This is a genomic window from Streptomyces sp. NBC_00358, from assembly GCF_036099295.1.
Lineage (GTDB): Bacteria > Actinomycetota > Actinomycetes > Streptomycetales > Streptomycetaceae > Streptomyces.
Window position 1 is genome coordinate 340,495 of sequence record NZ_CP107976.1, and the last position, 26,990, is coordinate 367,484.

Annotated in this window: 3 protein-coding genes; all 3 read right to left on the minus strand. The window is 73.4% G+C overall.

The window, feature by feature from the left end; all coding sequences use genetic code 11:
- Nucleotides 1-4: 4 nt before the first annotated feature.
- The 3 genes from OHT01_RS01660 to OHT01_RS01670 all read right to left on the minus strand — a co-directional run bounded on the left by OHT01_RS01660 (nucleotide 5) and on the right by OHT01_RS01670 (nucleotide 26,955).
- A complete protein-coding gene (locus OHT01_RS01660; RefSeq protein WP_328551276.1) occupies nucleotides 5-24,028 on the minus strand; it encodes a non-ribosomal peptide synthase/polyketide synthase in 24,024 nt (8,007 codons plus the stop codon).
- 117 nt (nucleotides 24,029-24,145) lie between these two features.
- Nucleotides 24,146-26,443: an ABC transporter ATP-binding protein/permease gene (locus OHT01_RS01665; RefSeq protein ID WP_328551277.1), complete on the minus strand. Its 2,298-nt coding sequence runs from the start codon at nucleotides 26,441-26,443 to the stop codon at nucleotides 24,146-24,148.
- 206 nt (nucleotides 26,444-26,649) lie between these two features.
- Entirely contained in the window at nucleotides 26,650-26,955 is a 306-nt protein-coding gene (locus OHT01_RS01670) for a DUF5132 domain-containing protein (RefSeq protein WP_328551278.1), read from the minus strand.
- Nucleotides 26,956-26,990 lie beyond the last annotated feature (35 nt).

The window sequence follows — 26,990 nt, forward strand, 5'->3', positions numbered from 1 at the left end:
GGAATCAGTCCTCCTGGTGGTGGGTTGGGGTGTCACCGGCGACCTCGGCGAGGCGGGCGGCCAGGATCGGTCCGATCTGGGCCAGCGAGCCGGCTTCGGTCATCCGGTTGTGCCGGGTGGTGATCTCGTGCGATTCGATCCGGCCCGCGATGTACGGGCGCCAGGTCGCGGGCCCGGCGTCGTCCCCGTCGCGGTCGATCGTCGAGTTGAACAGCAGCAGGTCGCCGTCGAACCCGGCGGGGACGAAGGCGACCGCCAGCCTCGCGTTGTTGATCATGATGTGGACGATGACCTCGATCTGCTGCTCCGTCAGGCCCTGCAGCGCGCTGCCCCGCCGGTTCAGGACCTCGGCGACCTCGGCGTAGGTCAGCTCCCGGTCGCCCAGCTCGTCCGGGTCGACGTCGAGCACACCGACGAGCACGTCCCGCTCGGTGGGCACGGGCATCTCCTCGAACTGCACGTCCTTCACCGGATACGCGTCGAGGATGGCCAGCAACGCGGTCCGCCCGCCGCGCACCTGCAGCTCACAGGCGACCGCGTGGGCGATCAGCCCGCCGGCCGACCAGCCGAGCAGCAGGTACGGGCCCTCTGGCTGGATCTTGCGGATCTGGTCGACGTAGTCGGCCGCCATCTCCTCGAAGGACGTCGGCAGGGGTTCGGGCCGGCCCAGGCCGCGCGCCTGGATCGCGTAGACCGGGTGCTGGGGACCGATGTGGTTCAGGAGCCCGCTGTACGACCAGCTGATGCCGCCGCCGGGGTGGATGCAGAACAGCGGCGTGCCGGTCCCGGTCGAACGCAGCGGCAGCACCACGTCCAGCGCGTCGGCGGGGTCGTCCATGACCAGGCGCTCGGTGAGACCGGCCACGGTCGGCGCCTCGAACAGCATGCGCAGGCCGAGCTCCAGGCCGAGGGTCTCGCGGACGCGGGAGGCCAGGCGGGCGGCCAACAGCGAGTGCCCGCCCAGATCGAAGAAGTTGTCGTCGATGTGCACCTGTTCCCGGCCGAGGACCTCGGCGAAGAGGCCGCACAGCAGCTGCTCCCTCGGCGTCCGGGGGCCGCGTCCGGTGCCCTGCGCCCCGTACTCGGGGGCGGGCAGGGCGGCCCGGTCCAGCTTGCCGTTGGCGGTCAACGGCAGCGTGTCCAGGATGACGAACGCCGACGGCACCATGTAGTCGGGCAGGTCACGGCGCAGTCGCCCGGAGAGCTCGCCCGCCTCGGGCACGCCCTCGGGGGCGGGCACCAGGTAGGCCACCAGCCGCTTGTCGCCGGGCCGGTCCTCGCGGGCGACGACGGCCGCCTGGGCGACGCCCGGGCAGCTCGCGAGGATCGCCTCGATCTCGCCGGGCTCGATCCGCAGGCCGCGGAGCTTGACCTGGTGGTCGGTCCGTCCGGCGAACTCCAGTGTGCCGTCGGCCGGCCACCACGCCAGGTCGCCGGTGCGGTACATCCGGCTCCCGGGCGGCCCGTACGGGTCGGCGGTGAAGCGCTCCGCCGTCAGGCCGGGTCGGCCGAGGTAGCCGCGGGCCACGCCCGTCCCCGCGAGGTACAGGTCGCCGACCAGGCCGGTGGGCACCGGCCGCAGGCGGTCGTCGAGGACGTAGGCGCGCATGTTCGCCATCGGCCCGCCGATCGGCACGGTCGCGGCGTTCTCGGGGAGGCTGTGCACCGGGTGGCAGGTGGCCAGGGTCGTGGCCTCGGTGGGCCCGTAGCCGTTGACCACCTCGATGCCGGGGCAGGCCTCCAGCACCCGTGCGACGGCGGCCGGGGAGACCACGTCACCACCGGTCCACACCTCGCGGACCCCCGCGAGCAGGGCCGGCCGCTCCTCGGCGACCAGGCGGAACAGGCCGGCCGTCAGCCACAGTCCGGTCACGCCGTGGGTGCTGATCGTGTGCTGGAGCAGGTCGAGGTCGAGCCGCTCGGGCGGTGCGACCACGACCCGGCCGCCATTGAGCAGCGGCACCCACAGCTCGTAGGTCGAGAGGTCGAAGGCGGTCGGGGAGTGCATGAGCACCCGCTCGTGTCCGCCGCCGTGGTACTCGGGGGTGAGCGCGAGGCCCACCACGTCGCGGTGGGTGACGGCCACGCCCTTGGGCCGGCCGGTCGAGCCGGAGGTGTACATCACGTACGCCAACTGCCGCTGGTCGCAGCGTACTTCGATGTCGGACGAGTCGGGCTCGCCCTCGATCGACGCGGTCAGCACGTCCTCGGTGAGCACCAGGGCAGCCCCGGCCTCCTGGAGGATCAGGTCGATCCGGGACTGCGGGAACCGCGAGTCGAGGGGCGCGTAGGCGCCTCCCGCCTTGATGATCGCCAGGAGCGCCACGACGAGGTCCGCCGAGCGGTCCAGCAGCACCGCGACCGGTGTCTCCGGTCGTACGCCCTGGCGGATCAGTGCCCGCGCGAGGCGGTTGGACCGCTGGTCGAGTTCCCGGTAGGTCAGCTCGGTGGCGCCCGCCACGACGGCCACCGCGTCCGGGGTGGCGCGCACCTGGCGGGCGAACAGCTCCGGCAGCGCGGCCTCGGGCAGCTCGACCGCGGCGCCGGTGGACCGGGACAGCAGCCGTCGGCGTTCCTCGCCCGACATGATGTCGATCCGGCTGATCGGCCGGCCGGGGTCGGCGACCACCGCGCGCAGCAGCCGCGCCCAACGCTCGAACAGCAGCTCCACGGTGGCCGGGTCGAACAGGTCGGTGGCGTACTCCACCGCGCCGACCAGGCCGTCGGGGTCGCCGTCCGGGCGGAACTGCTCGGCCAGGCTGAACGTCAGGTCGACCCGCGAGGTCCCGGTCGACGCCTCCAGGTGGCCGGTCTCCAGACCCGGCAGGGCGAACTCGCCCACCGGCGCGTTCTGCAGGGCCAGCATGATCTGGAACAGCGGGTGGTGCGACAGCGAACGGGCCGGGTTGACCACTTCGACCAGGTACTCGAACGGCACGTCCTGGTGGTCGTAGGCGGCGAGCGCCTTCTGCCGCACCCGGCCGAGCAGTTCGGCGAAGCCGGGATCGCCGCTCGTGTCGGTGCGCAGCACCAGGGTGTTGACGAAGAAGCCGACGAGGTCGTCCAGCGCCTGGTCGGTGCGGCCGGCGATCGGGCTGCCCACGGGGATGTCCGTGCCGGCACCGAGCCGGGTGAGCAGCGCGGCGAGGCCCGCCTGGAGCACCATGAACATGCTGGCGCCGCGCCCGGCGGCCAGGTCCCGCAGTGCCTGGTGCAGTTCGGGGTCCAGCCGGACCACGACCCGGCTGCCCCGCTGGGAGGCCACCGGCGGCCGGGGCCGGTCGGCGGGCAGCTGCACCTGCTGCGGAATGCCCGCCAGTTCGTCCTTCCAGTAGGCCAGTTGCCGGGCGAACAGGCTGTCCGGGTCGGCGGTGTCGCCGAGCAGGTCGCGTTGCCAGCAGGTGTAGTCGGCGTACTGCACCGGCAGCGGGGCCCACCGCGGTTCCTCGCCACGGCAGCGCGCCGTGTAGGCCGCCGCGAGGTCACCGGAGAGCGGCCCCATCGACCAGCCGTCGGCGGCGATGTGGTGCACCACGACCAGCAGCACGTGCCGGTCGGGGGCGAGCGCGTACAGCTCCGCCCGGACCGGCGGCTCCGCCGCCAGGTCGAAGCCTCGCCGGGCCGTCCGCGCCAGCCGCCCGGCCAGCCGGCTCTCGTCGAGCTCGACCACCGGCAGCTCCGGGTGCGCCTGTGAGGCGCTCAGCACGACCTGGTACGGCACACCGTCCGTCTCGCGGAAGACCGTCCGCAGGCTCTCGTGCCGGGCGATCACGTCCGCGAGCGCGGCGTGCAGGGCCGGGCGGTCGAGTTCGCCGGTCAGGCTCAACGCGAGCGGCATGTTGTAGGTGGCGCTCGGCCCGTCCATCCGGTGCAGGAACCACAGGCGGCGTTGGGCGAAGGACAGTGGGACCTTCCCCCAGCCTTCGGCCGGGGGTGCCCCCATGGGTCGCGGCCGGGCGGTCAGCGTGGGCCGGGCCGTGCCGGAGCCGTCGAGGCGGGCCGCCAGTCCGGCCACGGTCGGCGTCTCGAACAGAGTCCGGACCTCTAGCTCCGCGCCGAGGGTCGCCCGGACGCGGGAGGCCAGGCGGGTCGCCAGCAGTGAGTGTCCGCCCAGGTCGAAGAAGCTGTCCTCGACACCGACCTGGGCCAGGCCGAGCACCTCGGCGAACAGCTCGGCGAGGAGCTGTTCCTGCGGGGTCCGCGGCGCCCGCCCGGCTCCGGCCGGGCCCGGGTCGGGCGCGGGCAGCGCGCGGCGGTCGAGCTTGCCGCTGGCCGTCAGCGGCAACGTCTCCAGCGCCACGAACGCCGACGGGATCAGGTAGTCGGGCAGTCGCCCGCGCAGCCATTCGCGGAGTTCGCCGATGAGGGCGCCGGTGCCCCGGTTGCCGGTCGGGCGGTTGGTCAGCGACGACAGCGGCGTGCCGGCGGTCCGGGCCGACCGGTACGGCTCGGCCGGGGAGCCGTGATGCGCCCGCGGGCCGGCGAAGACGACGTCCAAGGCGTCGGCCACGGTGGCCGACCAGGTGACGCCCACCCAGCGGTCGAACTCCAGCCCGAGGGCCCGGAAGTCCTCGGGGTCGGGGAGTTCGCTCTCCTCCGGGCCGTGCAGCCGCTCCAGCAGTTGGGCGAGCGAGCCGTCGCCGTTCTGCAGTGCCCGGGAAAGGGCGGCCTCGCGCAGCACCCGACGGTTCGGTACTCCGGTGATCCGCAGCACGTCGGCGGGCGGCTGGGCGAGGAGTTCGCGCAGCTCGGCCAGTCCGGCGAGCCGGTGTCCCCACTCCAGCTCGACCGTCCGGCGCGGGGCCGCCGGAACGACCGGTGCCTTGTGCAGCGTCACGTCGTAGCGGTAGCGGGTCAGTTCGTTGTGGTGACGGCCGCGCTTGACCTCCACGGCCACCGCGCCGATGTCCGTGCCGTGCTCCCGCAGGACGGTGAAGAAGTCCGGGTCGACCAGGAGTTCCTTCTCCACCCTGACGGCCTGCTCCACCGCGCGGCGCACCGCCGCGAGGTCACCGTCGGCAGCGGTGCGGTGCAGCTGGACCGCGGTGGCCAGCGGGCGCAGCAGCCGCAGGTTGCGGACGTCGCCGACGAAGAGCGTGCCGCCGGGGGCGAGCAGCCGCATCAGCTTCCCGATCACGTCCGCGAGGTAGTCGGCGGACGGGAAGTACTGCACCACCGAGTTGATCACGACGGTGTCGAACCACCCGGCCGGCAGGCCCTCGGTGTCGTGCGCCGGGCGGGTCTGCAGCACCACACGCTCGGCCAGGTCGTCCTGTCGGCCGACCTGCGCGGTCAGCGCGTCGACCGCCGTGGCGGAGAAGTCCGTCGCCCAGTACGTCTCGCAGTGCGATGCGATCTGCGAGAGCAGCAGTCCGGTGCCGACGCCGACCTCCAGCACCCGGCGGGGGCGCAGGGCCAGGATGCGGGCCACGGTGGCGTCCCGCCACTGACGCATCTGCTCGACGGGGATCGGACTCGCGTCGTAACTGCTGTTCCAGCCGACGAAGTTCTGGCCGAAGCCGGCTTCCTCGGGGGTGATGGGCAGGGCGTCGTAGATGTCCTGCCACTCGCCCACGTGGTCCGCTTCCAGGCCACTGTCCCGGGCCTCGCCCTGGTGCGGGACGACGTAGCCGATGAGCCGGTCGTCCTGGGCGAGGACGGCGGCCCGGGCGACGGCGGGGTGCTCGGCCAGCGCCGCCTCGACCTCGCCGGGCTCGATGCGGAAGCCGCGCACCTTCACCTGGTCGTCGGCACGGCCGACGTACTCCAGCTCGCCGTCGTTGCGCCGGCGCACCAGGTCTCCGGTGCGGTACATGCGCTCACCGGACCCGAACGGGCAGGCGACGAACCGCCCGGCCGACAGGCCCGGCCGGTTCAGGTAGCCGCGCGCCAGACCCGCACCCGCGACGTACAGCTCCCCTGCCACGCCCGTCGGCACCGGCCGCAGCCGCTCGTCCAGCACGTAGACCCGGGTGTTGGCGATGGGACGGCCGATCGGCGGGACGCCCGTCCCCGGGGACAGCGGGGCGCTCATGGTCGCGCACACCGTGGTCTCGGTCGGACCGTACGCGTTGATCATCCGGCGTCCGGGCGCCCAGCGGTCCACCAGTTCCGGCGGGCACGCCTCACCCGCCACCACCAGCGTCGGCACCTGCACCGAGCCCTCCGGCACGGCGGCGAGGACGGACGGGGGCACGGTCACGTGGGTGACCGCGAGGTCCCGGTCGGTCAGCGCCGCGACCGGGTCCGCCGTCGGGGGCAGCACCAGGGCCGCGCCGCGCAGCAGGGCGGTGTAGATCTCCGACACCGAGGCGTCGAAGCTGGGTGAGGCGAACTGGAGCACCCGGCTGTCGGGTTCGATCGCGAACCGCTCGATCTGTGCGGCGACCAGGCTCGCGACGCCGCCGTGGCCGACCACCACGCCCTTGGGGCGGCCGGTCGAGCCCGAGGTGTAGATCACGTAGGCCGGGTGCCGGACGTCGAGCGCGACCACGGGATCGGTGTCCGGCCAGGCGGACACCTCGGTCACCAGCGCCGGGTCGTCGACCATCAGGGCCGGCCGGGCGTCATCCAGCATGTAAGCGATCCGCGCCGGCGGGTACGCCGGATCCACGGGCAGGTACGCGGCCCCGGCCTTCAGCACGCCCAGGACGGCCACCACGGACTCCACCGAGCGCGGCAGGGCCACGGCCACGGTCTGCTCCGGCCCGACGCCCCGGGCGATCAGCGCGTGCGCGAACCGGTTCGCCCGGACGTTGAGTTGACGGTACGTCAACTCGGTGTCGCCGCACACCAGCGCGAGGGCGTCCGGTGTCGCCGCGACCTGTGCCGCGAACGCCTGCGGCACCGGGACGGCCGCCACCTCGCGGGCGGTCGCGTTGCCCTGCTCCAGCAAACGGTGCCGCTCGTCGGCGTCGAGGAGCTCGATCCGTCCGATCGACCGGTCCGGGTCGGCGGTGACCGCCTCCAGAAGACGCGTCCAGCGCCTGGCGAGCGCCGCGACCGTCGAGCGGTCGAACAGGTCGGTGGCGTACTCCACCGCGCCGACGATCCCCGCCGGACCGCCGTCCGGACCGAACTGTTCGACGAGGCTCACACCGAGGTCGAACTTGGCGGTCCCGGTGGCCACCGCGTAGGTGGCGACGTCCAGACCGGGCAGGGAGAACCGGCCCATCGGAGCGTTCTGCACCGCGAGGATGGTCTGGAACAGCGGGTGATGGGACAGCGAGCGGGACGGGTTCAGCGCCTCCACCAGGTGCTCGAAGGGCACGTCCTGGTGCGCGTATGCCGACAGCGCCGTCTCCCGCACCCGCCCCAGCAGCTCGGCGAACGACGGATCGCCGCTCGTGTCGGTGCGCAGCACCAGCGTGTTCACGAAGAACCCGACCAGATCGTCCAGCGCCTCGTCGGTACGCCCCGCGATCGGAGACCCGATCGGGATGTCCGTGCCCGCACCCAGCCGCGTGTACAGCGCCGCCAGCGCCGCCTGCAGCACCATGAACAGGCTCGCGCCCGACTTTCGGGCCAACTCCACCAGGGATGCGTGCAGTTCGGGGCTCAGCTCCAGGCCGACGTGGTCCCCGCGCCAGCCGGCGACGGCCGGCCTCGGCCTGTCGGCGGGCAGTTGGAGCAGCTCCGGCAGGTCGGACAGCTGACGCTTCCAGTAGTCGAGCTGCTCGGCGAACCGGCTCTGAGGGTCTGCGGCGTCGCCGAGCAGGTCGCGCTGCCACAGCGTGTAGTCCGCGTACTGCACCGGCAGGACCGGCCACTGCGGCGCGCGCCCCTCGCACCGGGCGGCGTACGCCTCGGCCAGGTCGCGGGCCAGCGGGCCGGTGGACCAGCCGTCCCCGGCGATGTGGTGCATCACCAGCAGCAGCACGTGCTCGTCCGGCGCGAGGACGAACAGCTCCGCCCGCAGGGGTGCTTCGGCCTCCAGGTCGAAGGGCTGTCGTGCGAACTCGGCGAGCTGCTCGAACAGTTCGGCCTCCGACACCTCGGTCAGCCGCGCCCGGGGCCTGGCCTCGGCCGGGTCGAGGACGAGCTGGCAGGGTACGCCGTCGACCTCAGGGAAGACCGTCCGCAGGCTCTCGTGCCGTGCCACCACGTCGGCCAGCGCCTCGTCCAGCGCCCCATGGTCGAGCGTCCCGGTCAGCCGGAGCGCCAGCGGGATGTGGTACGTCGCGGCGGTGCCGTCCATGCGGTGCAGGAACCAGAGTCGGCGCTGGGCGAAGGACAGCGGCACCGCCTCCGGCCGCTCGTGCGTGGTCAGCGCCGGGCGGGCGTGGCCTGCCCCGCCCAGCGCCTCGGCCAGGCCGGCCACGGTGGGCGCCTGGAACAGCGCGCGCAGCGCCACCTCCACGCCGAGCACCGAGCGCACCCGCGCGGCCAGCCGGGTGGCGAGCAGCGAGTGCCCGCCCAGATCGAAGAAGTCGTCGTCGAGCCCGACGCGCGGCACGCCCAGCACCTCGGCGAACAGCTCGCACAGGATCTGCTCCTGCGGCGTGCGCGGCGCCCGCCCGGCCTCGGCCGAGCCGCGATCGGGAGCGGGCAGTGCCGCCCGGTCCAGCTTCCCGCTCGGCGTCAGCGGCAGCATGTCCAGCACCACGAAGACAGCCGGTACCAGGTAGTCGGGCAGCCTGCCACGCAGGTACCCCGCCAGCTCCGCCGGACGTACGACCGTGCCGGGACGGGCCGCGACGTAGCCGATGAGCCGGTCGTCCCGGGCGAGGACGGCGGCCTGGGCGACGGCGGGGTGCTCGGCCAGCGCCGCCTCGACCTCGCCGGGCTCGATGCGGAAGCCGCGCACCTTCACCTGGTCGTCGGCACGGCCGACATATTCCAGCTCGCCGTCGTTGCGCCGGCGCACCACGTCCCCGGTGCGGTACATGCGCTCACCGGACCCGAACGGGCAGGCGACGAACCGCCCGGCCGACAGGCCCGGCCGGTTCAGGTAGCCGCGCGCCAGACCGGGGCCGGCGACGTACAACTCCCCCGCCACCCCCGGCGGCACGATGCGCAGCCGCTCGTCGAGGACGTACACCCGGAAGCCCGCGACCGATCGGCCGATCGGCGGTACACCGCGTCCCGGGGACAGCGGGTCGCTCATGGTCGCGCACACCGTCGTCTCCGTCGGACCGTACGCGTTGATCATCCGCCGGCCCGGCGCCCACCGGGCCACCAGCTCCGACGTGCAGGCCTCACCGGCCACCACCAGGGTGGTGGCCGTGAGGTCGGAGCTCTCCAGCGCGGCCAGCGCCGAGGGCGGAAGCGTCACGTGGGTGACGTCGAGCCGACGGTCCGTCAGGGCCTCCAGCGGGACCTCGGACGGGGCCAGGACGAGGGCGGCACCGGTGAGCAGGGCGCCGCACAGGTCCCAGAACGACGCGTCGAAGCTGGGCGAGGCGAACTGGAGCACCCGGCTGCCCGGCGCCACGCCGAGCCTCTCGACCTGCGCCGCCACCAGGCCCGACACGCCGGTGTGGCTCACCATGACGCCCTTCGGGCGGCCGGTCGAGCCCGAGGTGTAGATCACGTAGGCCGGGTGCCGGACGTCCACCACTACATCCGGATCGGTCTCCGGCCGACCGGAAGCCTCGGTCACCAGCGCCGGATCGTCGACCACCACGGCGGGCCGCGCGTCGTCCAGCATGAACGCGATCCGTGCCGCCGGGTACCCCGGATCCACCGGCAGGTACGCGGCCCCGGCCTTCAGCACGCCCAGGACCGCCACCACCGACTCCACCGACCGCGGCAACGCCACCGCCACGACCTGCTCCGGACCGACGCCCCGGGCGATCAGCGCGTGCGCGAAACGGTTGGCCCGAGCGTCGAGTTGACGGTACGTCACCTCGACATCACCGCAGACGAGCGCGACCGCGTCCGGCGTCGCCGTCACCTGCGCCGCGAACAGCTCCGGCAGGCTCCCCCCGGCCGCCCCGTCCTGGACGGCGGGCAGCAGCTCGCGGCGCTCCTCGGCGAACAGCAGGTCGATCCCGCCGATCGGCCGGTCGGGCGCGGCGGCGACCGCGGCCAGCAGCCTGGTCCACCGGGCGACCAGGGCCTCGACCGTCGAGCGGTCGAACAGGTCGGTGCTGTACTCGACCGCACCGCCGATCCCGGCCGGCGCGCCGTCGGGCCCGTGCTCCTCCGCGAACCCGAAGGTCAGGTCGAGCCGCGCGGTCCCGGTGAGTACGGTCACCCCGGAGACCTGGAGACCCGGCAGCTCGAAGTCGCCGCCCGGCGCGTTCTGCACGACAAGACCGGTCTGGAACAGCGGGTGATGGGACAGCGAGCGGGACGGGTTCAGCGCCTCCACCAGGTGCTCGAAGGGCACGTCCTGGTGCGCGTACGCCGACAGCGCCGTCTCCCTCACCCGACCCAGCAGCTCGGCGAAACTCGGATCACCGCTGGTGTCGGTGCGCAGCACCAGCGTGTTGATGAAGAACCCGACCAGCTCGTCCAGCGCCTCGTCGGTACGCCCCGCGATCGGAGACCCGATCGGGATGTCCGTGCCCGCGCCCAGCCGCGTGTACAGCGCCGCCAGCGCCGCCTGCAGCACCATGAACAGGGTGGCTCCCGACCTTCGGGCCAACTCCACCAGGGCCGCGTGCAGTTCGGCGTCGAGCCGGAGTTCCAGCAGGTCGCCGCCGTACGACATGACGGCCGGGCGCGGTCGGTCGGCAGGCAGCTGAAGCTGCTCGGGCAGCCCGGCCAGCGCCTCGGTCCAGTACGTGACCTGGCGGGCGAACACGCTGTCCGTGTCGTGCTCGTCGCCGAGGACCTCGTGCTGCCACAGGGTGTAGTCGCCGTAGGTGACCGGCAGCGGCGGCCATGCCGGAGCCCCGCCACCCTGCCGGGTGGTGTAGGCGGTGGCCAGGTCACGGGCCAGCGGGCCCATGGACCAGCCGTCCCCGACGATGTGGTGCATCACCAGCAGCAGCACGTGCTCGTCCGGCGCGAGCGCGAACAGCTTCGCCCGCAGCGGTACTTCCGAGGTCAGGTCGAACGCCCGTACCGCCGCCTCGCGCAGCAGGGCGGGCACCTCCGCCTCACCTGCCGCGCGTACGGTCAGCGGGACGGCGGCCTCGTCGGCGTCCAGCACCCGCTGGTACGGGACTCCGGCGGTGTGCGGGAAGACCGTGCGCAGGGTCTCGTGCCGGGCCACCACGTCCGCGAGCGCGGCGCTCAGCGCGGTCCGGTCGAGGTCGCCGGACAGCTGCAGGGCGAGCGGCATGTGGTAGGTCGCGCTCGGCGCCCCGAACTGCTGGAGGAACCAGAGCCGTCGCTGTGCGAACGACAGAGGCATCGGATCGCGGCGGGGCCGGGGTACCAGGGCCTGCCGCGCGGTGCCGGCGTCGTGCAGCCCGGCCGCGAGCCCGGCGGGTGTCGGCGCCCGGAACAGGCTGCGCAGTTCCAGCTCGACCCCGAGGGTCGCCCGGACCCGCGAGACCAGCCGGGTGGCGAGCAGGGAGTGCCCGCCCAGGTCGAAGAAGCCGTCGTCGACCCCGACCCGCGGCACGCCCAGCACCTCGGCGAACAGCTCGCACAGGATCTGCTCCTGCGGCGTGCGCGGCGCCCGGCCGCCGACGGTCGTGCCCGGCTCGGGCGCGGGCAGCGCCGCCCGGTCCAGCTTCCCGTTCGGCGTCAGCGGCAGCGCGTCGAGCAGGACGAACGCGGACGGGACCATGTAGTCCGGCAGCCGCTCGCGCAGATAGGGCGACAGCGTCGCCGGGGCAGCCCCGGCCCCGGCCGACGGGACGACGTACGCGACGATCCGGTCCTCCCGGACGAGCACCGCGACCTGGGCGACACCCGGGTGCGCGGCCAGCTCGGCCTCGATCTCGCCCGGCTCGACCCGGAACCCGCGGATCTTCACCTGGTGGTCCACCCGGCCCGCGAACTCCAGCTCTCCGTCGGCGCGCCAGCGGACCAGGTCGCCGGTGCGGTACATCAGCGCGCCGGCCGGACCGTACGGGTTGGCGACGAATCGCGTGGCGGTGAGCCCGGGCCGGTTCAGGTAGCCGCGGGCGAGTCCCGCCCCGGCGAGGTACAGCTCACCCAGCACGCCGGGGGCCACCGGTCGCAGCGCCGAATCCAGCACGTATGCCTGGCAGTTGGCGATCGGGCGGCCGATCGGCACCGGCAGCGGGCAGTCGGCGGGGTCGGCCGGCAGCGGGTAGGCGGTGATCACATGGGTCTCGGCGGGCCCGTAGTGGTTGTGCAGCTCCCGGCCCGGCCGGCGGGTCTGGAAGCGGCGCACGGCACCGCCGAGGCGCATCGCCTCACCGGCCTGGGCGACCAGCCGCAGGCCGGGCAGTTCCAGCCCGGCCTCCTCGGCGGCCTCGGCCAGCGCCTCGACCACCAGGTTGGGCGCGAACAGCTCCTCGACCCCGTGCCGGTCCAGCCAGCGGGCGAACAGCTCGGCGCTGCGGCGCTGCTCCTCGGTCGGCACCACGAGGGTCTTGCCGTACAGCAGCGCGGAGAGCGTCTCCTGTACGGAGACGTCGAAGCTGATCGCGGTGAACTGCGCGGTACGCGTGCCGAGTTCGCCACCGACGGACCTGTGGTGCCACGCCAGCAGGTTCAGCAGCCCGGCGGCGGGCATCACCACGGCCTTGGGCCTGCCGGTGGAGCCCGAGGTGTAGATGACGTAGGCCGGGTGCCGCGGGTCCACGGCGACGGCCGGATCGTGCTCCGGCAGGTGCCCGTCCGGTGTGACGGCCGCGAGGTCGTCGAGCACCACGGCCGGCCGGGCGTCGTCCAGCATGTACGTGATGCGGGCGGCCGGATAGTCCGGATCGACCGGCAGGTACGCCGCACCCGTCTTGAGGACCGCGAGGACGGCGACCACCAGCTCGGTCGACCTCGGCAGCCGCAGGGCGACGACCTGCTCCGGCCCCACCCCGCGCGCGATCAGCGCGTGCGCCAGGCGGTTGGCCCTTCGGTTCAGCTCCCGGTAGGTCAGCACGATGTCCTCGAACACCACCGCCGGAGCCTCCGGGGTCGCCCGGACCTGCGCCTCGAACAGAGCGGGCAGGCCGGCATCGGGAGCCGGGCAGGCGGTGTCGTTGCGTACGACCAGCAGCTCGTGCCGTTCCTCGGCGGTGAGGACGTCGATCCGGCTCAGCGGCCGGTCCGGTTCGGCGACCACCGAAGCCAGCAGACGCAGCCACCGGGCGACCAGTGCCTCCACCATGGCGGGGTCGAAGAGGTCGGTGCTGTACTCGACCCGCCCGACGATGCCCTCGGCCGGCCCGCCGGTGCCACCGCGCTCCAGCAGGTGGAAACCGAGGTCGAACATCGCCGTCGGCGTCCGCACCAGGACGATCTCAGCGGCCAGACCGTCCAGCGCGAACTCGGTGCGGGGCACGTTCTGCAGCGCGAGCAGCACCTGGAACAGCGGCTGACGGGTGAGCGACCGGGACGGGTTGAGGGCCTCGACAACATGCTCGAACGGCAGGTCCTGGTGTGCGTACGCGGCCAGCGCGCCCTCGCGGACCCGGCCGAGGAGCTCGGCGAAGGTCGGGTCGCCACCGGTGTCCGTGCGGAGCACCAGGGTGTTGACGAAGAATCCGACGAGGTCGTCCAGGGCCTCGTCGGTCCGGCCCGCGATCAGGCTGCCGACCGGGATGTCCGTTCCCGCGCCGAGCTTGTCCAGCAGCGATGCCAGGGCGGCCTGCAGCACCATGTACACGCTGGCGCCGTGCTCCCGGCCCAGCCGGATCAGCCCGGCGTGCAGTTCGGCGTCCAGTTCGATCGCGAGGTGGCCGCCGGCGTAGGAGGGGGTCGCGGGGCGAGGGCGGTCGGCGGGGAGCCGGATCTGCTCCGGCAGGTTGGCCAACTGCTCGGTCCAGTAGGCCTGCTGGCGGGCGAAGAGGCTGTCCTGGTCGGCCGGGTCGCCGAGCAGCTCCTGCTGCCACAGGGTGTAGTCGGCGTACTGCACCGGCAGCGGTGCCCACCCCGGTTCCTCGCCCTGGCGGCGTGCCGCGTACGCGGTGGCCAGGTCGGCGGCCAGCGGGCCCAGCGACCAGCCGTCACCGGCGATGTGGTGCATCACCAGGAGCAGCACGTGCTCGTCCGCCGAAACCTCGAACACCTCGGCGCGCAGCGGCGGTTCGGCCGCGAGGTCGAATCCGCGCGCCGCGGCCCCCGCCAGCAGTTCCGGCAGGTCCGTCTCGTCGGCCGTGGTGACCGACAGCCTCGGGCACGCCTCCGCGGTGGCCAGCACCTGCTGGTGGGGCACTCCGTCCACGGCCGGAAAGACCGTGCGCAGGGTTTCGTGCCGGTCGACGACGTCGCCCAGCGCCGCCTCCAGGGCCGCCAGGTCCAGTGGCCCCGAGAGCCGCCACGCGAGCGGCATGTTGTAGACCGAGTCGGCGCCCTCCAGCTGGCGCAGGAACCACAGCCTCCGCTGAGCGGACGACAGCGGCACCATCCCCCGGCCTTCGGCCGAGGGTGCCCCCACGGGCCTCTCCGCCCGCCCCAGGGCGAGCCGGGCCCGGTCCGCGCCGCCCAGCCCGGCGGCCAGCCCGGCCACCGTCGGGGTCTGGAACAGGGTGCGCAGCGCCAGTTCCACGCCCAGGGCCGCACGGACCCGGGCCACCAACCGGGTGGCCAGCAGGGAATGCCCGCCGAGGTCGAAGAAGTCGTCGTCGACACCGACCTGAGGCAGACCCAGTACCTCGGCGAACAGCTCGGCCAGTACCTGTTCCTGCGGAGTGTGCGGGGCCCGGCCACCCCGCGACGCCGCGTACTCGGGCTCGGGCAGGGCGCGCCGGTCCAACTTGCCGCTGGCGTTCAGCGGCAGCACGTCGAGGGCGACGAACGCGGCCGGCACCATGTAGTCGGGCAGCCGCTCGCGCAGGTGCGCCCGCAGGTCTTCCGGTCGAAGCTCCGCCCCGGTGGCGGGCACCAGGTAGGCGACCAGGCGGGTGTCCCCCGCCCGGTCCTGCCGGACGGTCACGGCGGCCTGCGCGACCTGCGGGTGTTCCGCCAGTGCCGCCTCGATCTCGCCGAGCTCGATCCGGAATCCCCGGACCTTGACCTGGTCGTCGATGCGGCCGAGGAACTCCAGGTTCCCGTCCGGTCCCCACCGCGCCAGGTCACCGGTGCGGTACATCCGCGAACCGCCGGGACCGAACGGGTCCGCCACGAACCGTCCCGCGGTCAGGCCCGGCCGGTTCAGGTAGCCGCGCGCCAGCCCCGCACCGGCGATGTACAGCTCACCCGGCACACCCGCGGGAACCGGCTGCAACGCGGCGTCGAGCACGTGCAACCGGACGCCGCCGAGCGGTCGGCCGATCACCTGGCGCGGGCTCGATTCCAGCGGTGCGAAGGTCGAGTCCACCGTGCACTCGGCCGGCCCGTAGTAGTTCAGGGCGAACACGCCGTCGGCCGCCCGCAACCGTTCCCACAGTTGCTCCGGAACGGTCTCCCCGCCCAGCCCGACCAGCGACGGACGCCACCGCGGGTTGTCCAACAGGCCGTGGTCGACAAGGACTTGCAGGTAGGACGGGGTACCGCCGACCGTGTCCAGCCCGGCCCGCGCCGCGTACGCGAGGTAGGCGTCCGGATCGGTCCAGGTCGCCTCGTCCAGGACGTGCAGCTCGTGGCCGGCGTACAGGGCGAACATCTGGTCGCAGGAGGCGTCGAACGACACCGACGTGGTCAGCCCCACCCGCACCCGCTCCCCCGTCCGGAAGACCAGCGGACACTGGTCGGCGAACAGGTTGGACAGGCCACCGTGCGTCGCCAGCACGCCCTTGGGCCTGCCGGTGGAACCGGAGGTGTAGATGACGTAGGCCGGATGGCCCGGGTCGACGGCCACCGCAGGGTCCGTCGACGGGCACCCCACCACCAGCGCGGTCGTCTCCGGGGCGTCGGCCACCAGCCATCCGGCGGGACCGGTGTCCGGCAGCCGGCCCCGGGTGCGGGTGTCGGTCACCACCAGGACCGGTCGGGTGTCGTCGAGCATGTACGCGATCCGCGCGGCCGGGTACTCCGGATCGACCGGAACGTACGCGGCGCCGGTCTTCAGCACCGCGAGGATCGTCACCACCAGCTCCGCCGAGCGCGGCAGCGCCACCGCCACCAGCCGCTCCGGCCCCGCACCCCGCGCGATCAGGGCGTGCGCCAGCCGGTTCGCCCGCGCGTCCAACTCCGCGTAGGTCAGCGATGCTTCCGGCCCCACCAGCGCGACGGCGTCCGGAGTCGCACGCACCTGAGCCCGGAAGAGCTCCGGCAGGCTCTCGGTGAAGGCCTGGGCCGCCGGGCCGGTACCCAGCGCCGTCAACTCACCGTGCTCCTCGGCGGTGAGCAGGCCGAACCGGCTGAGCCGCCGCTGCGGGTCGGCGACCACGGCGCGGAGCAGCCGCTCCCACCGCTCGATCATCGTCTCGACGGTGGCCGGGTCGTACAGGTCACCGGTGTACTCGACGAACGCGTCGATCCCCTCCGGGGTGGGGGCACCTCCCGGGCCGCCAGGCCCAGGGGGACCGTCCTGTGCGTGCCGCTCGGACAGGGTGAAGATCAGGTCGAGTTTGGCGGTGGTCGACGTCGACGGCATGTCGCCGACGCGCAGCCCGGACGGCGCGAAGTCGGCCCGGGGCGCGTTCTGCAGCACCAGCATGACCTGGAACAGCGGGTGGTGCGCCAGCGACCGGACCGGGTTGAGGGCCTCGACCAGGTACTCGAACGGAAGGTCCTGGTGCGCGTACCCGGCCAGCGCGGTCTCCCGGACCCGGCCCAGCAGTTCGGCGAACGTCGGATCGCCCGAGGTGTCGGTACGGAACACCAGGGTGTTGACGAAGTAGCCGACCAGCTCGTCCTGCGCCTGGTCGGTACGGCCCGCGACCGGGCTGCCGACCGGGATGTCGTCGCCCGCGCCGAGCTTGCTCAGCAGCACGGCAAGACCGGCATGGAGCACCATGAACAGACTGGTGCCGTGGGCGCGGGCGAGTTCGCGCAGCCCGCGGTGCAGCTCGGCGTCCAGCCCGGCACGCACGGAACCGCCCCGGTGCGAGGCGACCGCCGGGCGGGGCCGGTCGCCGGGAAGCTGGAGCTGCTCGGGCAGATCGGCCAGCTGCCGGGTCCAGTAGGCCGCCTGGCGGGCGAACAGGCTGTCCCCGTCGGCCGCGTCGCCGAGCAGCTCGTGCTGCCACAGGGTGTAGTCGGCGTACTGGACCGGCAGCTCCTCCCACTGCGGCTCCTCGCCGCGGCGGCGCGCCGCGTATGCGGTGGTCAGGCCCTGCGCGAGCGGGCCCAGCGACCAGCCGTCACCCGCGATGTGGTGGAGGACCACCTGGAACACGTGCTCGTCCGCCGCCAGCTCGAACAGCCCGGCACGCAGTGGCGCATCGACCGCCAGGTCGAACCGACGGGCCTTCGCTTCCGCCATGACGTTCGGCAGCTCGGCCTCGGTGGTCCGGCTGACGAGCAGCCGCGGGCGGGATGCCTCGACGTCCAGCACCTGCTGGTACGGCACTCCGTCGACCGCCGGGAAGACGGTGCGCAGGCTCTCGTGCCGCTCGACCACATCCGCCACGGCGGACTCCAGGGCGTGCCGGTCCAGATCCCCGGACAGCCGCCAGGCCAGGGAGATGTGGTAGTTCGCGCCGGCGCCCTCCAGCTGGTGCAGGAACCACAGCCGCCGCTGCGCGAACGACAGCGGGATCGCCTCGGGGCGTTCGCGCCGTGCCAGGGCGGCCTGCGCCGGTCCGGCCGCCACCAGGGCGGCGGCCAGGCCGGCCGGGGTCGGCGCCTCGAACAGGGTGCGCAGCGGCATTTCCACGCCGAGCGTCGCGCGGATACGGGCGGCCAGCCGGGTGGCCAGCAGCGAGTGCCCGCCCAGGTCGAAGAAGCCGTCCTCGACGCCGGCCGACGCCACGCCCAGGACCTCGGCGAACAGCTCGCACAGGACCTGCTCCTGCGGGGTGCGCGGCGCGCGGGCGGAGGCCGTCGGGGCGAGGTCGGGGGCGGGCAGGGCCCGGTGGTCCAGCTTGCCGTTGGCGGTCAGCGGCAGCGTGTCCAGCACGACGAACGCCGACGGCACCATGTGTTCCGGCAACCGCTCGCGCAGGTGCCCGCGCAGGTCGGCCGGACTCGGTACGGCGCCCGCGGCCCGCACCAGGTACGCGACCAGCCGGGTGTCGTCGGCCCGGTCCTGCCGGGCCAGGACGGCGACCTGGGCGACGCCGGGGTGCTCGGCCAGCGCCGCCTCGATCTCGCCGAGCTCGATCCGGAAGCCGCGCACCTTCACCTGGTGGTCGGCCCGGCCGACGTAGTGCAGGCTGTTGTCCGCCGCGCGGCGGACCACGTCGCCGCTGCGGTACATCCGCGATCCCGGCGGTCCGAACGGGTCGGCCACGAAGCGCCCGGCGGTCAGGCCGGGCCGGTTCAGGTAACCGCGCGCCGGCCCTGGACCCGCGACGTACAGCTCGCCGGGCACACCCGGGGCCACCGGCCGCAGGTGGGCGTCCAGCACGTACGTCCGCAGGTCCGGAAGGGCCGTGCCGATCCCGCCGACGGCGCCGCCGGACCGGTCGAGTGCCGCGTACGTGACGTGCACGGTGGTCTCGGTGATGCCGTACATGTTGACCAGCAGCGGCGCGTCGTCCGGGTGCCGCTCGTACCAGCTCGCCAGCCGGGCGTGCTCCAGCGCCTCACCGCCGAACACCACCGTGCGCAGCGCGAGCGGGCCGCCGGTCTCCGGGGCCTCCGCGTCCGCCTGCATCAGCTGGTAGAACGCGGACGGAGTCTGGTTGAGCACGGTCACCCGCTCGCGGGCGAGGAGCTCCCGGAAGCGGCCGGGCGAGCGGCTGGTCTCGTGGTCCACGACCACCAGACGGCCGCCGTGCAGCAGCGGGCCCCACAACTCCCACACCGAGAAATCGAAGGCGTAGGAGTGGAAGAGCGTCCAGACGTCCTCTGCGGAGAAGCCGAACAGCTTCTCGGTCGTGCCGAACAGCCGCACCACGTTCCGGTGCGTGACCACCACGCCCTTGGGGTTGCCGGTGGACCCGGAGGTGTAGATGACGTAGGCGGGGTGGCCCGGGTCGAGGGCGACCTCCGGGTCGGTGTCCGGCAGCCCGTCGAGGTCGGCGGTGTCCAGCAGCAGCCGGTCCACCGGGTCCGCGCCCGGCAGGTCGCCGGTCCGGCTCGTGGTCACGAGGAGCGCGGGCCGGGCGTCCTGGAGCAGGTAGGCGATCCGGGCGGCCGGGTACTGCGGGTCCACCGGGAGGTAGGCGCCGCCCGCCTTCAGCACGGCGAGCACCGCCACGACCTGCTCCGCCGAGCGCGGCAGGGCCAGCGCCACGCGCTGCTCCGGCCCCACCCCCCGGTCGATCAGGGCGTGCGCGAGCCGGTTCGCGCGGGCGTTCAACTCGCCGTACGTCAGGGCGACTTCGCCGTCGGTGAGGGCGACGGCGGCCGGGTTCGCCCTTACCTGTCGCTCGAACAGCGCGGTCAGGCTGCTCTCCGACGGCCCCTCGCTCCGGTCGGTGCGCGCCGGGAACAGCGCGCGGAGCTCGTCGGCGGACAGCACGTCCACCTGACCGATCCGTCGGCCGGGGTCGGCGACGACGGCGCGCAGCAGCCGCAGCCACCGCTCGACGATCCCGGTCACGGTGGACTCGTCGAACAGGTCGGTGCTGTACTCCACCACGCCCGACAGGCCCTCCTCACCCGGCTGTTCGCCCAGGATGAAGGTCAGGTCGCACTTGGCCGTCCCGGTGTGGACCAGGTCGGTCGCCACCCGCAATCCCGGCAGGTCGAACGTGCCGAGGGGCGCGTTCTGCAGGGCGAGCATGGTCTGGAACAGCGGGTGGTGCGCCAGCGTCCGGGTCGGGTTGAGCGCCTCCACCAGGTGCTCGAAGGGCACGTCCTGGTGCGCGTACGCGGCCAGCGCGCCGGCCCGCACCCTGCCCAGCAGTTCGGTGAACGACGGGTCGCCGGAGAGGTCGGTGCGCAGCACCAGGGTGTTGACGAAGAAGCCGACCAGGTCGTCCACGGCCTCGTCGGTGCGTCCGGCGATCGGCGTGCCCACGGGTACGTCGGTGCCCGCGCCCAGCTTGCCCAGCAGGGCGGCCAGCCCGGCCTGGAGCACCATGAAGAGGCTGGCCCCGCCGTCCCGGGCGAGCGTGCGCAGGCCCTGGTGCAGCTCGGCGTCGATCCGCACCGGCAGGTGGGCGCCCCGGTAGGACATCGCCGCCGGCCGGGGCCGGTCGAACGGCAGCTCGACCTGCTCGGGAAGGTCCGCCAACTGATGCCGCCAGTAGGCGAGTTGACTGTTCAGCAGACTGCCCGGGCCCGCGCCGTCGCCCAGCAGTTCCCGCTGCCAGAGGGCGTAGTCGGCGTACTGGACCGGCAGCGGCGACCACTCAGGCTTCGCCCCCTCGGCACGGGCCGCGTAGGCGCTCGTCAGATCCCGCAGGAGCGGCCCCGTCGACCAGCCGTCACCGGCGATGTGGTGCACCACCAGCAGCAGCACGTGCTCCTCGGCGCCGAGCCCGAACAGTTCGGCGCGCAGCGGCGACTCCTCGGAGAGCTCGAAGCCGTGCCGGGCCGCCTCCGCCAGCCGCTCCGGCAGGTCACGCTCGCCCACTTCGGTCACCCGCAGCCGCGGCCGTGCCGCGCCCGGGTCCAGCACCCGCTGGCAGGGCACGCCGTCGAGCACCGGGAAGACGGTGCGCAGGCTCTCGTGCCGTTCGACCACGTCCGCCAAGGCGGCTTCCAGGGCCCGCTGGTCCAGGTTCCCGGACAGCCGCAGCGCCAACGGGATGTTGTACGTGGCGCTCGGGCCCTCCATGCGGTGCAGGAACCACAGCCGGCGCTGCGCGAACGACAGCGGAACCGTCTCGGGCCGCTCACACCGCCGCAGGGCCGGCCGCGCCCGGCCCGCGACGTCCACCGCCGCCGCCAGTTCCGCGACCGTCGGCGCGTCGAACAGGTCGCCGAGCCGCAGCTCCACGCCGAGGATCGAGCGGGCCCGGGCGACCAGTCGGGTCGCCAGCAGGGAGTGCCCGCCGAGGTCGAAGAAGCTGTCGTCCAGCCCAGGCTCGGACACCCCGAGCACCTCGGCGAACAGCCCGACGAGCAGGTGTTCGGTCGCGGTGCGCGGTGCCCGGCCCGGCGCGGCGGGCGCTCGCTCGGGCGCCGGGAGGGCCCGCCGGTCGAGCTTGCCGTTCGGGGTCAGCGGCAGTGCGTCCAGCAGCACGTACGCGGCCGGCACGAGCTGCCGGGGCAGCCGGTCCCGCAGGTGGTCGCGCAGGGCGGTGTCGGTCACGGTGGCGCCGGGCTCGGGCACCGCGTAGGCGACCAGCCGGGATTCCCCCTCGGTGCGCACCATCACGGCGGCCCGGGCGACCTGCGGGTGCTCGGCGAGGACGGCCTCGATCTCGCCGAGCTCGACCCGGAAGCCGCGGATCTTGACCTGGTCGTCGGTGCGGCCGAGGAACTCCAGGTTCCCTGCCTCGTCCCAGCGCACCAGGTCCCCGGTGCGGTACATCCTCGACCCGCTCGGCCCGAACGGGTCGGCGACGAACCGCCCGGCGGTCAGCCCCGGCCGGTCGAGGTAGCCGCGGGCCAGCCCCGCGCCCGCGATGTACAGCTCACCCGCCGCACCGGTCGGCAGCGGCCGCAGGGCACTGTCGAGCACGTACAGCCGGGCGTTGGTGACGGGCCGGCCGATCACCGGGCGTGCGCTCGAACCCAGTTGCGCGACCACCGAGTTGACGGTGCATTCGGACGGCCCGTAGAGGTTGAGGCAGGATGCCCCCTCCGTCGCCCGCAGTTGCTCCCACAGCCGCTCCGGGACGGCCTCGCCGCCCACCGCGACCAGTGCCGGGCGGCGCTGCGGGTCACTCAACAGCCCGTGGGAGACGAGCACGTGGAGATAGGACGGGGTGGCTTCGATGTAGTCGAGACCGCACCGCGCCGCGTAACCGACGAAGGCGTCGGGGTCGGTCCAGGTCGCGTGCTCCAGGACATGCAGCTCGTGGCCCCCGAACAGGGCGAGCAACTGGTTCCAGGAGGCGTCGAAGGACACCGAGGTGGTGAGCGCCACCCGCAGCCGCTGCCGCGCCTTCAGCACCGGCGCGAAGTGCACCTGCCGGAGGTCGGCGAGCAGGTCGAGCAGGCCTCCGTGGGTCGGCAGCACGCCCTTGGGCCTGCCGGTGGAACCGGAGGTGTAGATGACGTACGCCGGGTGACCCGGGTCGACGGCCACCATCGGGTCGGCCGCCGGGCAATCCGCCACCAGGGCGGCCGTCTCAGGGGCGTCGAGCACCAGCCGGTCGACGGGACCGCCGTCCGGCAGGCGGTCCCCGCTGCGGGAGTCGGTGACCACCAGCGTCGGCCGCGCGTCGTCGAGCAGGTACGCGATCCGGGCGGCCGGGTACTCGGGGTCGACCGGAACATACGCGGCGCCGGTCTTCAGCACCGCGAGGATCGCCACCACCAGCTCCGCCGAGCGCGGCAGCGCCACCGCCACCAACCGCTCCGGCCCCGCACCCCGCGCGATCAGGGCGTGCGCCAGCCGGTTCGCCCGCGCGTCCAACTCCGCGTAGGTCAGCGAGACGTCGCCGCACACCAGCGCGACCAGCTCCGGAGTCGCCCGGACGTGCTCCCGGAACAGTTCCGGCAGGCTCGCGGCCGGGGCCGGCGCCACCGGCCCGGCGCCGAGCACCGCCAGCTCGTGGCGCTCCTCGGCGGTGAGCAGTTCGATCCGCCCCACCGGCTCGTCCGGGTCGCAGTCCGCGACGGCGTCGAACAGGGCGAGCAGCCGCTGCTGGTGCGCGGCGAGGTCGTCGTCGCCGTACGCTTCCGGCGAGCCGTGCAGCCGGAGCAGCGGCGGGTTGCCGTCCCGGTAGTCGAAGACCCAGACGGCGAGGTCGGTGGTCGACCCGGACACGAAGTGGTGCACGGAGGCCGGGTGCCCGGCGAAGCTCGGCCTGGAGTTGAAGGCCATGATGTTGACGATCAGCGGGAACGCCGTCCCGATACTGCCGGGGGCGGCGAGGTCCCGCAGCAGGTCCTCGCTGCGGTAGCGCTCGTGCGCGACGGCCGTCTCGACCTCCCGCGCCGCCTGGGCGACGAGTTCGCGCCACGGCATGTCCGGTCGCACCGTCAGCCGCAGCGGCACCACGTTGGACGTCGTGCCCGGCACCGCCGTCAGGTCGCGGTCGGCGCCCCGACGGGCGGTGACGGGCAGGGCGAGCACCACGTCCTGGTTGCCGGTCAGCCGGTGGGCGTAGAGAGCCGTCGCCGCGACCACCAGCCGGGACCACCGGACGCCGGAACGTCCGGCCGCCGCCCGCAGGGCGTCGGGGCGGCGCAGTTCCCGCTCCTCGGCCAGCCGGAGGGCGCGGTGCGGGTCGGTCGCGGAGGCGTCGGTGAGCCGGGTCGGGGCGGGCAGGTCGGCGAAGCGCTCGGTCCAGTAGGCGCGGTCGGCGGCGAAGTCGGTGGAGGCGCGGTAGGCGGCGTCGCTGTCGACCAGGTCCCGCAGCGAGCCGAACGGGCAGGGCGGCACGGCGCCGCCCTCGGCCAGTGCCGAGTACACCTCGCCGACCCGCTGCCGGAGCATGGAGCTGCTGATCGCGTCCAGCACCACGTGGTGGTAGTTCAGGTACCAGAGGTACTCCGTCGGCGACGCCTTGATCAGCGCATGGCCGAACAGCGGGTCACGGGCGAGGTCCAGCGGGCGCAGCAGGTCCCGCTCCATCCATTCCACGGCCGCCGCCCGGGGGTCGGGCTCCCCGCTGAGGTCGAGGTGGGCCGGAGCCCAGTCCCAGCTCTCCCTGAGGACCTGGCGCGGGCCCTCGCCGCCGTCGACGAAGGTCACGTGCAGGGCGTCGACCTCGCCGACCACCCGGCGCAGCGCGGTCTCGAACAGCTCCCGGTCCACCGGCCCGTGGATCTCCAGGCACTCGCCGACGCGGTAGCCCGGGATCGGCGTCCGGGAACTCTGCTCGGCAAGCCAGATCTCGCGCTGGGCCGCTGTCAGGGGAAGGGAGGCGCCGTCGAGACGGGGCATGGGGGGATACCTCCGGGAGGGGGACAGACGTGGGGGGAGAGTGGGGGGAGGGCACGCCAGGGAGCACCGGCCGCGGTGACGTCACGTGGCGGGCGGCCGGTGGTACGGCTGGTGGGGTCAGGCGACGAGTTCTCCGGCCTGGAGCTGCCAGAGGGATGCGTAGAGTCCGTGCAGGGCGAGGAGTTCGTCGTGGGTGCCCTGCTCGGCCACGACGCCGCCCGTGTCCATGACGTAGATCCGGTCGGCGTGACGGACCGTGGAGAGCCGGTGGGCGATGATCACCATCGTCCGGTCGGCGGCGAAGACACGGAGCGTGCGCTGGATGGCGGCCTCGGTCTCGTTGTCCACGGCGGAGGTGGCTTCGTCGAGGATCACCACCGGCGCGTCCTTGAGGATCGCGCGCGCCAGCGCGATCCGCTGCCGCTGGCCGCCGGAGAGGGCTGCGCCGCGTTCGCCGATCACCGTGTCGTAGCCGTCCGGCAGCGTCGCGACGAAGGTGTGGGCCTCGGCCATTCTGGCCGCCTCGGCCAGGGCCTCGTCCGAGGCGCCGAAGCTGCCGTAGCGGATGTTGTCGGCGATGGTGCCGTCGAAGAGGAAGGGGTCCTGCGCGACGAAGGCGATCGCGTGGCGCAGATCCTGCCTCGGCAGGTCGCGGACGTCCCGCCCGTCGAGCAGCACGCTGCCCGACTCCGTTTCCACGAAGCGCATCAGCAGCTTGGCGACGGTCGTCTTGCCGGAGCCGGTGCAACCGACGAGGGCGGTGACCTGCCCGGCGGGAATGGCCAGCGAAAGCCCCTCCAGCACCGGCGGCCGGTCGGGATAGGCGAAGGTCACGTCGTCGAGGACGATCTCGCCGCGCACCTTCCGGGCGTCGAGCGCCGCGCCGTCGCCGTCGACCTCGAGGGGGAGGGCTTGCAGCCGCCGGACGCGGTCGTAGGCGACAAGCGTGCGCTGGTACTGGTCGACGATGCCGCCGAGCCGGTTCATCCGCAGCAACACCATCTGGGGCAGCCCGATGAGCGGGCTGAACACCTCGAACGGCAGGCTGCCGTCGAGCACCGCCCGGCCGCCGATCAGCAGGGTTCCGGCCATCGAACTGGTCGTGCAGACCCGGACGATCTCGGCGTGGCGGATCGTGCTCCGGTCGGTCCGCCGGCTGCTGTCCTGGACCTCCCCGCTCAGCAGGTCGATGCGCTCGGCCTCGTAATCCTCGGTGCAGAAGCTCTTGACGGTGGCACCGGCGTCCAACGTGTTCACCAGTTGGCTGTGCAGCTTGGCCCGGTGCTCGCCGGAGACTGCGTAGTCGGCCGCGACTTTGTCCTGGTAGTGGAACGACAGCCAGGCGATGACCGGGATGGGCAGGAACGCGATCCAGGCGATCTGTGGCGCCAGCAGCAGGAAGAGTGGAACCAGGAGGGTCAGGCTGGTGCCAAGGTGCAGCAGGTCGCCCGCCGAGGTGGCGAAGAAGGTGCCCAGTTGACGGACGTCGTCGGTGAGCGCGCCGGCGATCCGGGTGGTCCGCTCGCCTTCCAGGTGCCGTAGTTCGAGGTGCTGCACGTGGGCGTACGTCCGGTTGCGCCAGTCGTGCTCGATGTCCTGGCCGAGTCGGCGCCACTGGAGGTTCGAGGCGTACGAGAGGCCCGCCACGGCGGCACAGGCGGCGGCCATCAGCCCAGCCAGACCGAAGAGTTGGGTGGACGCGGTGGTCAGGCCGAGGCGAGCCAGTGGAGCTGCCTCACCCTTGATGAGGACCAGTCCGGTCCAGCCGAGGAAGGTACCGAGCGCCATCTCCGAGACCTGGCAGGCGACGGACAGGGCAACGGCCTCGTAGAGACGGCGTCGGTGCGGTCCGACGATCTCCAGCAGGGGATGACGTTCGGCGCCGGGCCCGGCCGCTTCCCGGGGCGCGTCGGCCGTTCCGCGCCAGGCCTTCCGGAGGACGGCCGTGGTCAACGCGGCCACCCCGCCCACTGCCACCAGTTGCCTGCTCAGCGCCGACCCCTTGATCAGCGCGACCCCGGCCGCGACCCCGCCGCCGACGGCGAGCACCGGTCGCACGACCAGGCCGCGGTCCACCTGCGGGGCCGGTGCGGCGACGGGGCGGGCCGGTGTCGGGCGTCCCGCTCCGGTCGGATCCTCCGCGACCAGGGTGACGGCTCTGCGGACGATCCGGCCGACGTCCGTGGCGCGCAGCCGTGCATCGTGCCGGACGAGCACCCCGCCGGTGACCGGGTTGGCCCGGGCCTCGGTGATCCCGGGAACGCGGCGCAGCGCGGCGGCGAGGAACTCGGCCGTCCGTGGCCGTCCGAGCACCAGCTTGACGTCCCAACGCTGACGGCCCGGAGTGACCGAGCGCGGGTTCACGTCCCATTCCGCGGACCGGAATCCGGCTGCGGCACCCAGTAGCGATGACATGCGTACAATCACCTGTTTGCGGAGGTCACGGGTAATCCGTCAACGGGCGCGACGGAATTCGGCGCACGGCGGATTCACTGCGACGGAGCGGAAAGTCCGAGAGGGAGGAAGAGGCGCGGCCGAAAGGCCCACGGCCGACCGCCGCGAGGACCCGTCTTCCGAGGTCGACAGGAAGACGCGCCCAGGCGGCGGGCATCAGGGCGTCACTACGCCTTCGCGGCACCGACGGTCGCGCGGATCTTCGGAGTCCTGGCCTCGTCCTTCTCGGCGTTCGAGGCTGCACCCTCGGCAGGCCGTTGGTCGTCGGAGACGATCTGCGCCGCCACCATCTCGGCAGCCACCTCGACCGCGAGGTCGTGGATGTTCTCTCCGGCCTCTTGGGCCGCTTTCTTCACCTCCATGACAAGACCGACGGATGTCGTGACGACACCGCGCATCAGTGGCTTGAGGACACGCTTGGCCAGTGGCGCGACGATGAGACCGATCAGGAACGGCGGAACGACGGGCGGCATGATGCTCCAACTTCTCTACGCAGATGTATGACAGG

Coding starts and splice junctions, on each gene's coding strand:
- OHT01_RS01660 (WP_328551276.1), bottom strand. CDS start 24,028: ATGCCCCGTCTCGACGGCGCCTCCCTTCCCCTGACAGCGGCCCAGCGC.
- OHT01_RS01670 (WP_328551278.1), bottom strand. CDS start 26,955: ATGCCGCCCGTCGTTCCGCCGTTCCTGATCGGTCTCATCGTCGCGCCA.
- OHT01_RS01665 (WP_328551277.1), bottom strand. CDS start 26,443: ATGTCATCGCTACTGGGTGCCGCAGCCGGATTCCGGTCCGCGGAATGG.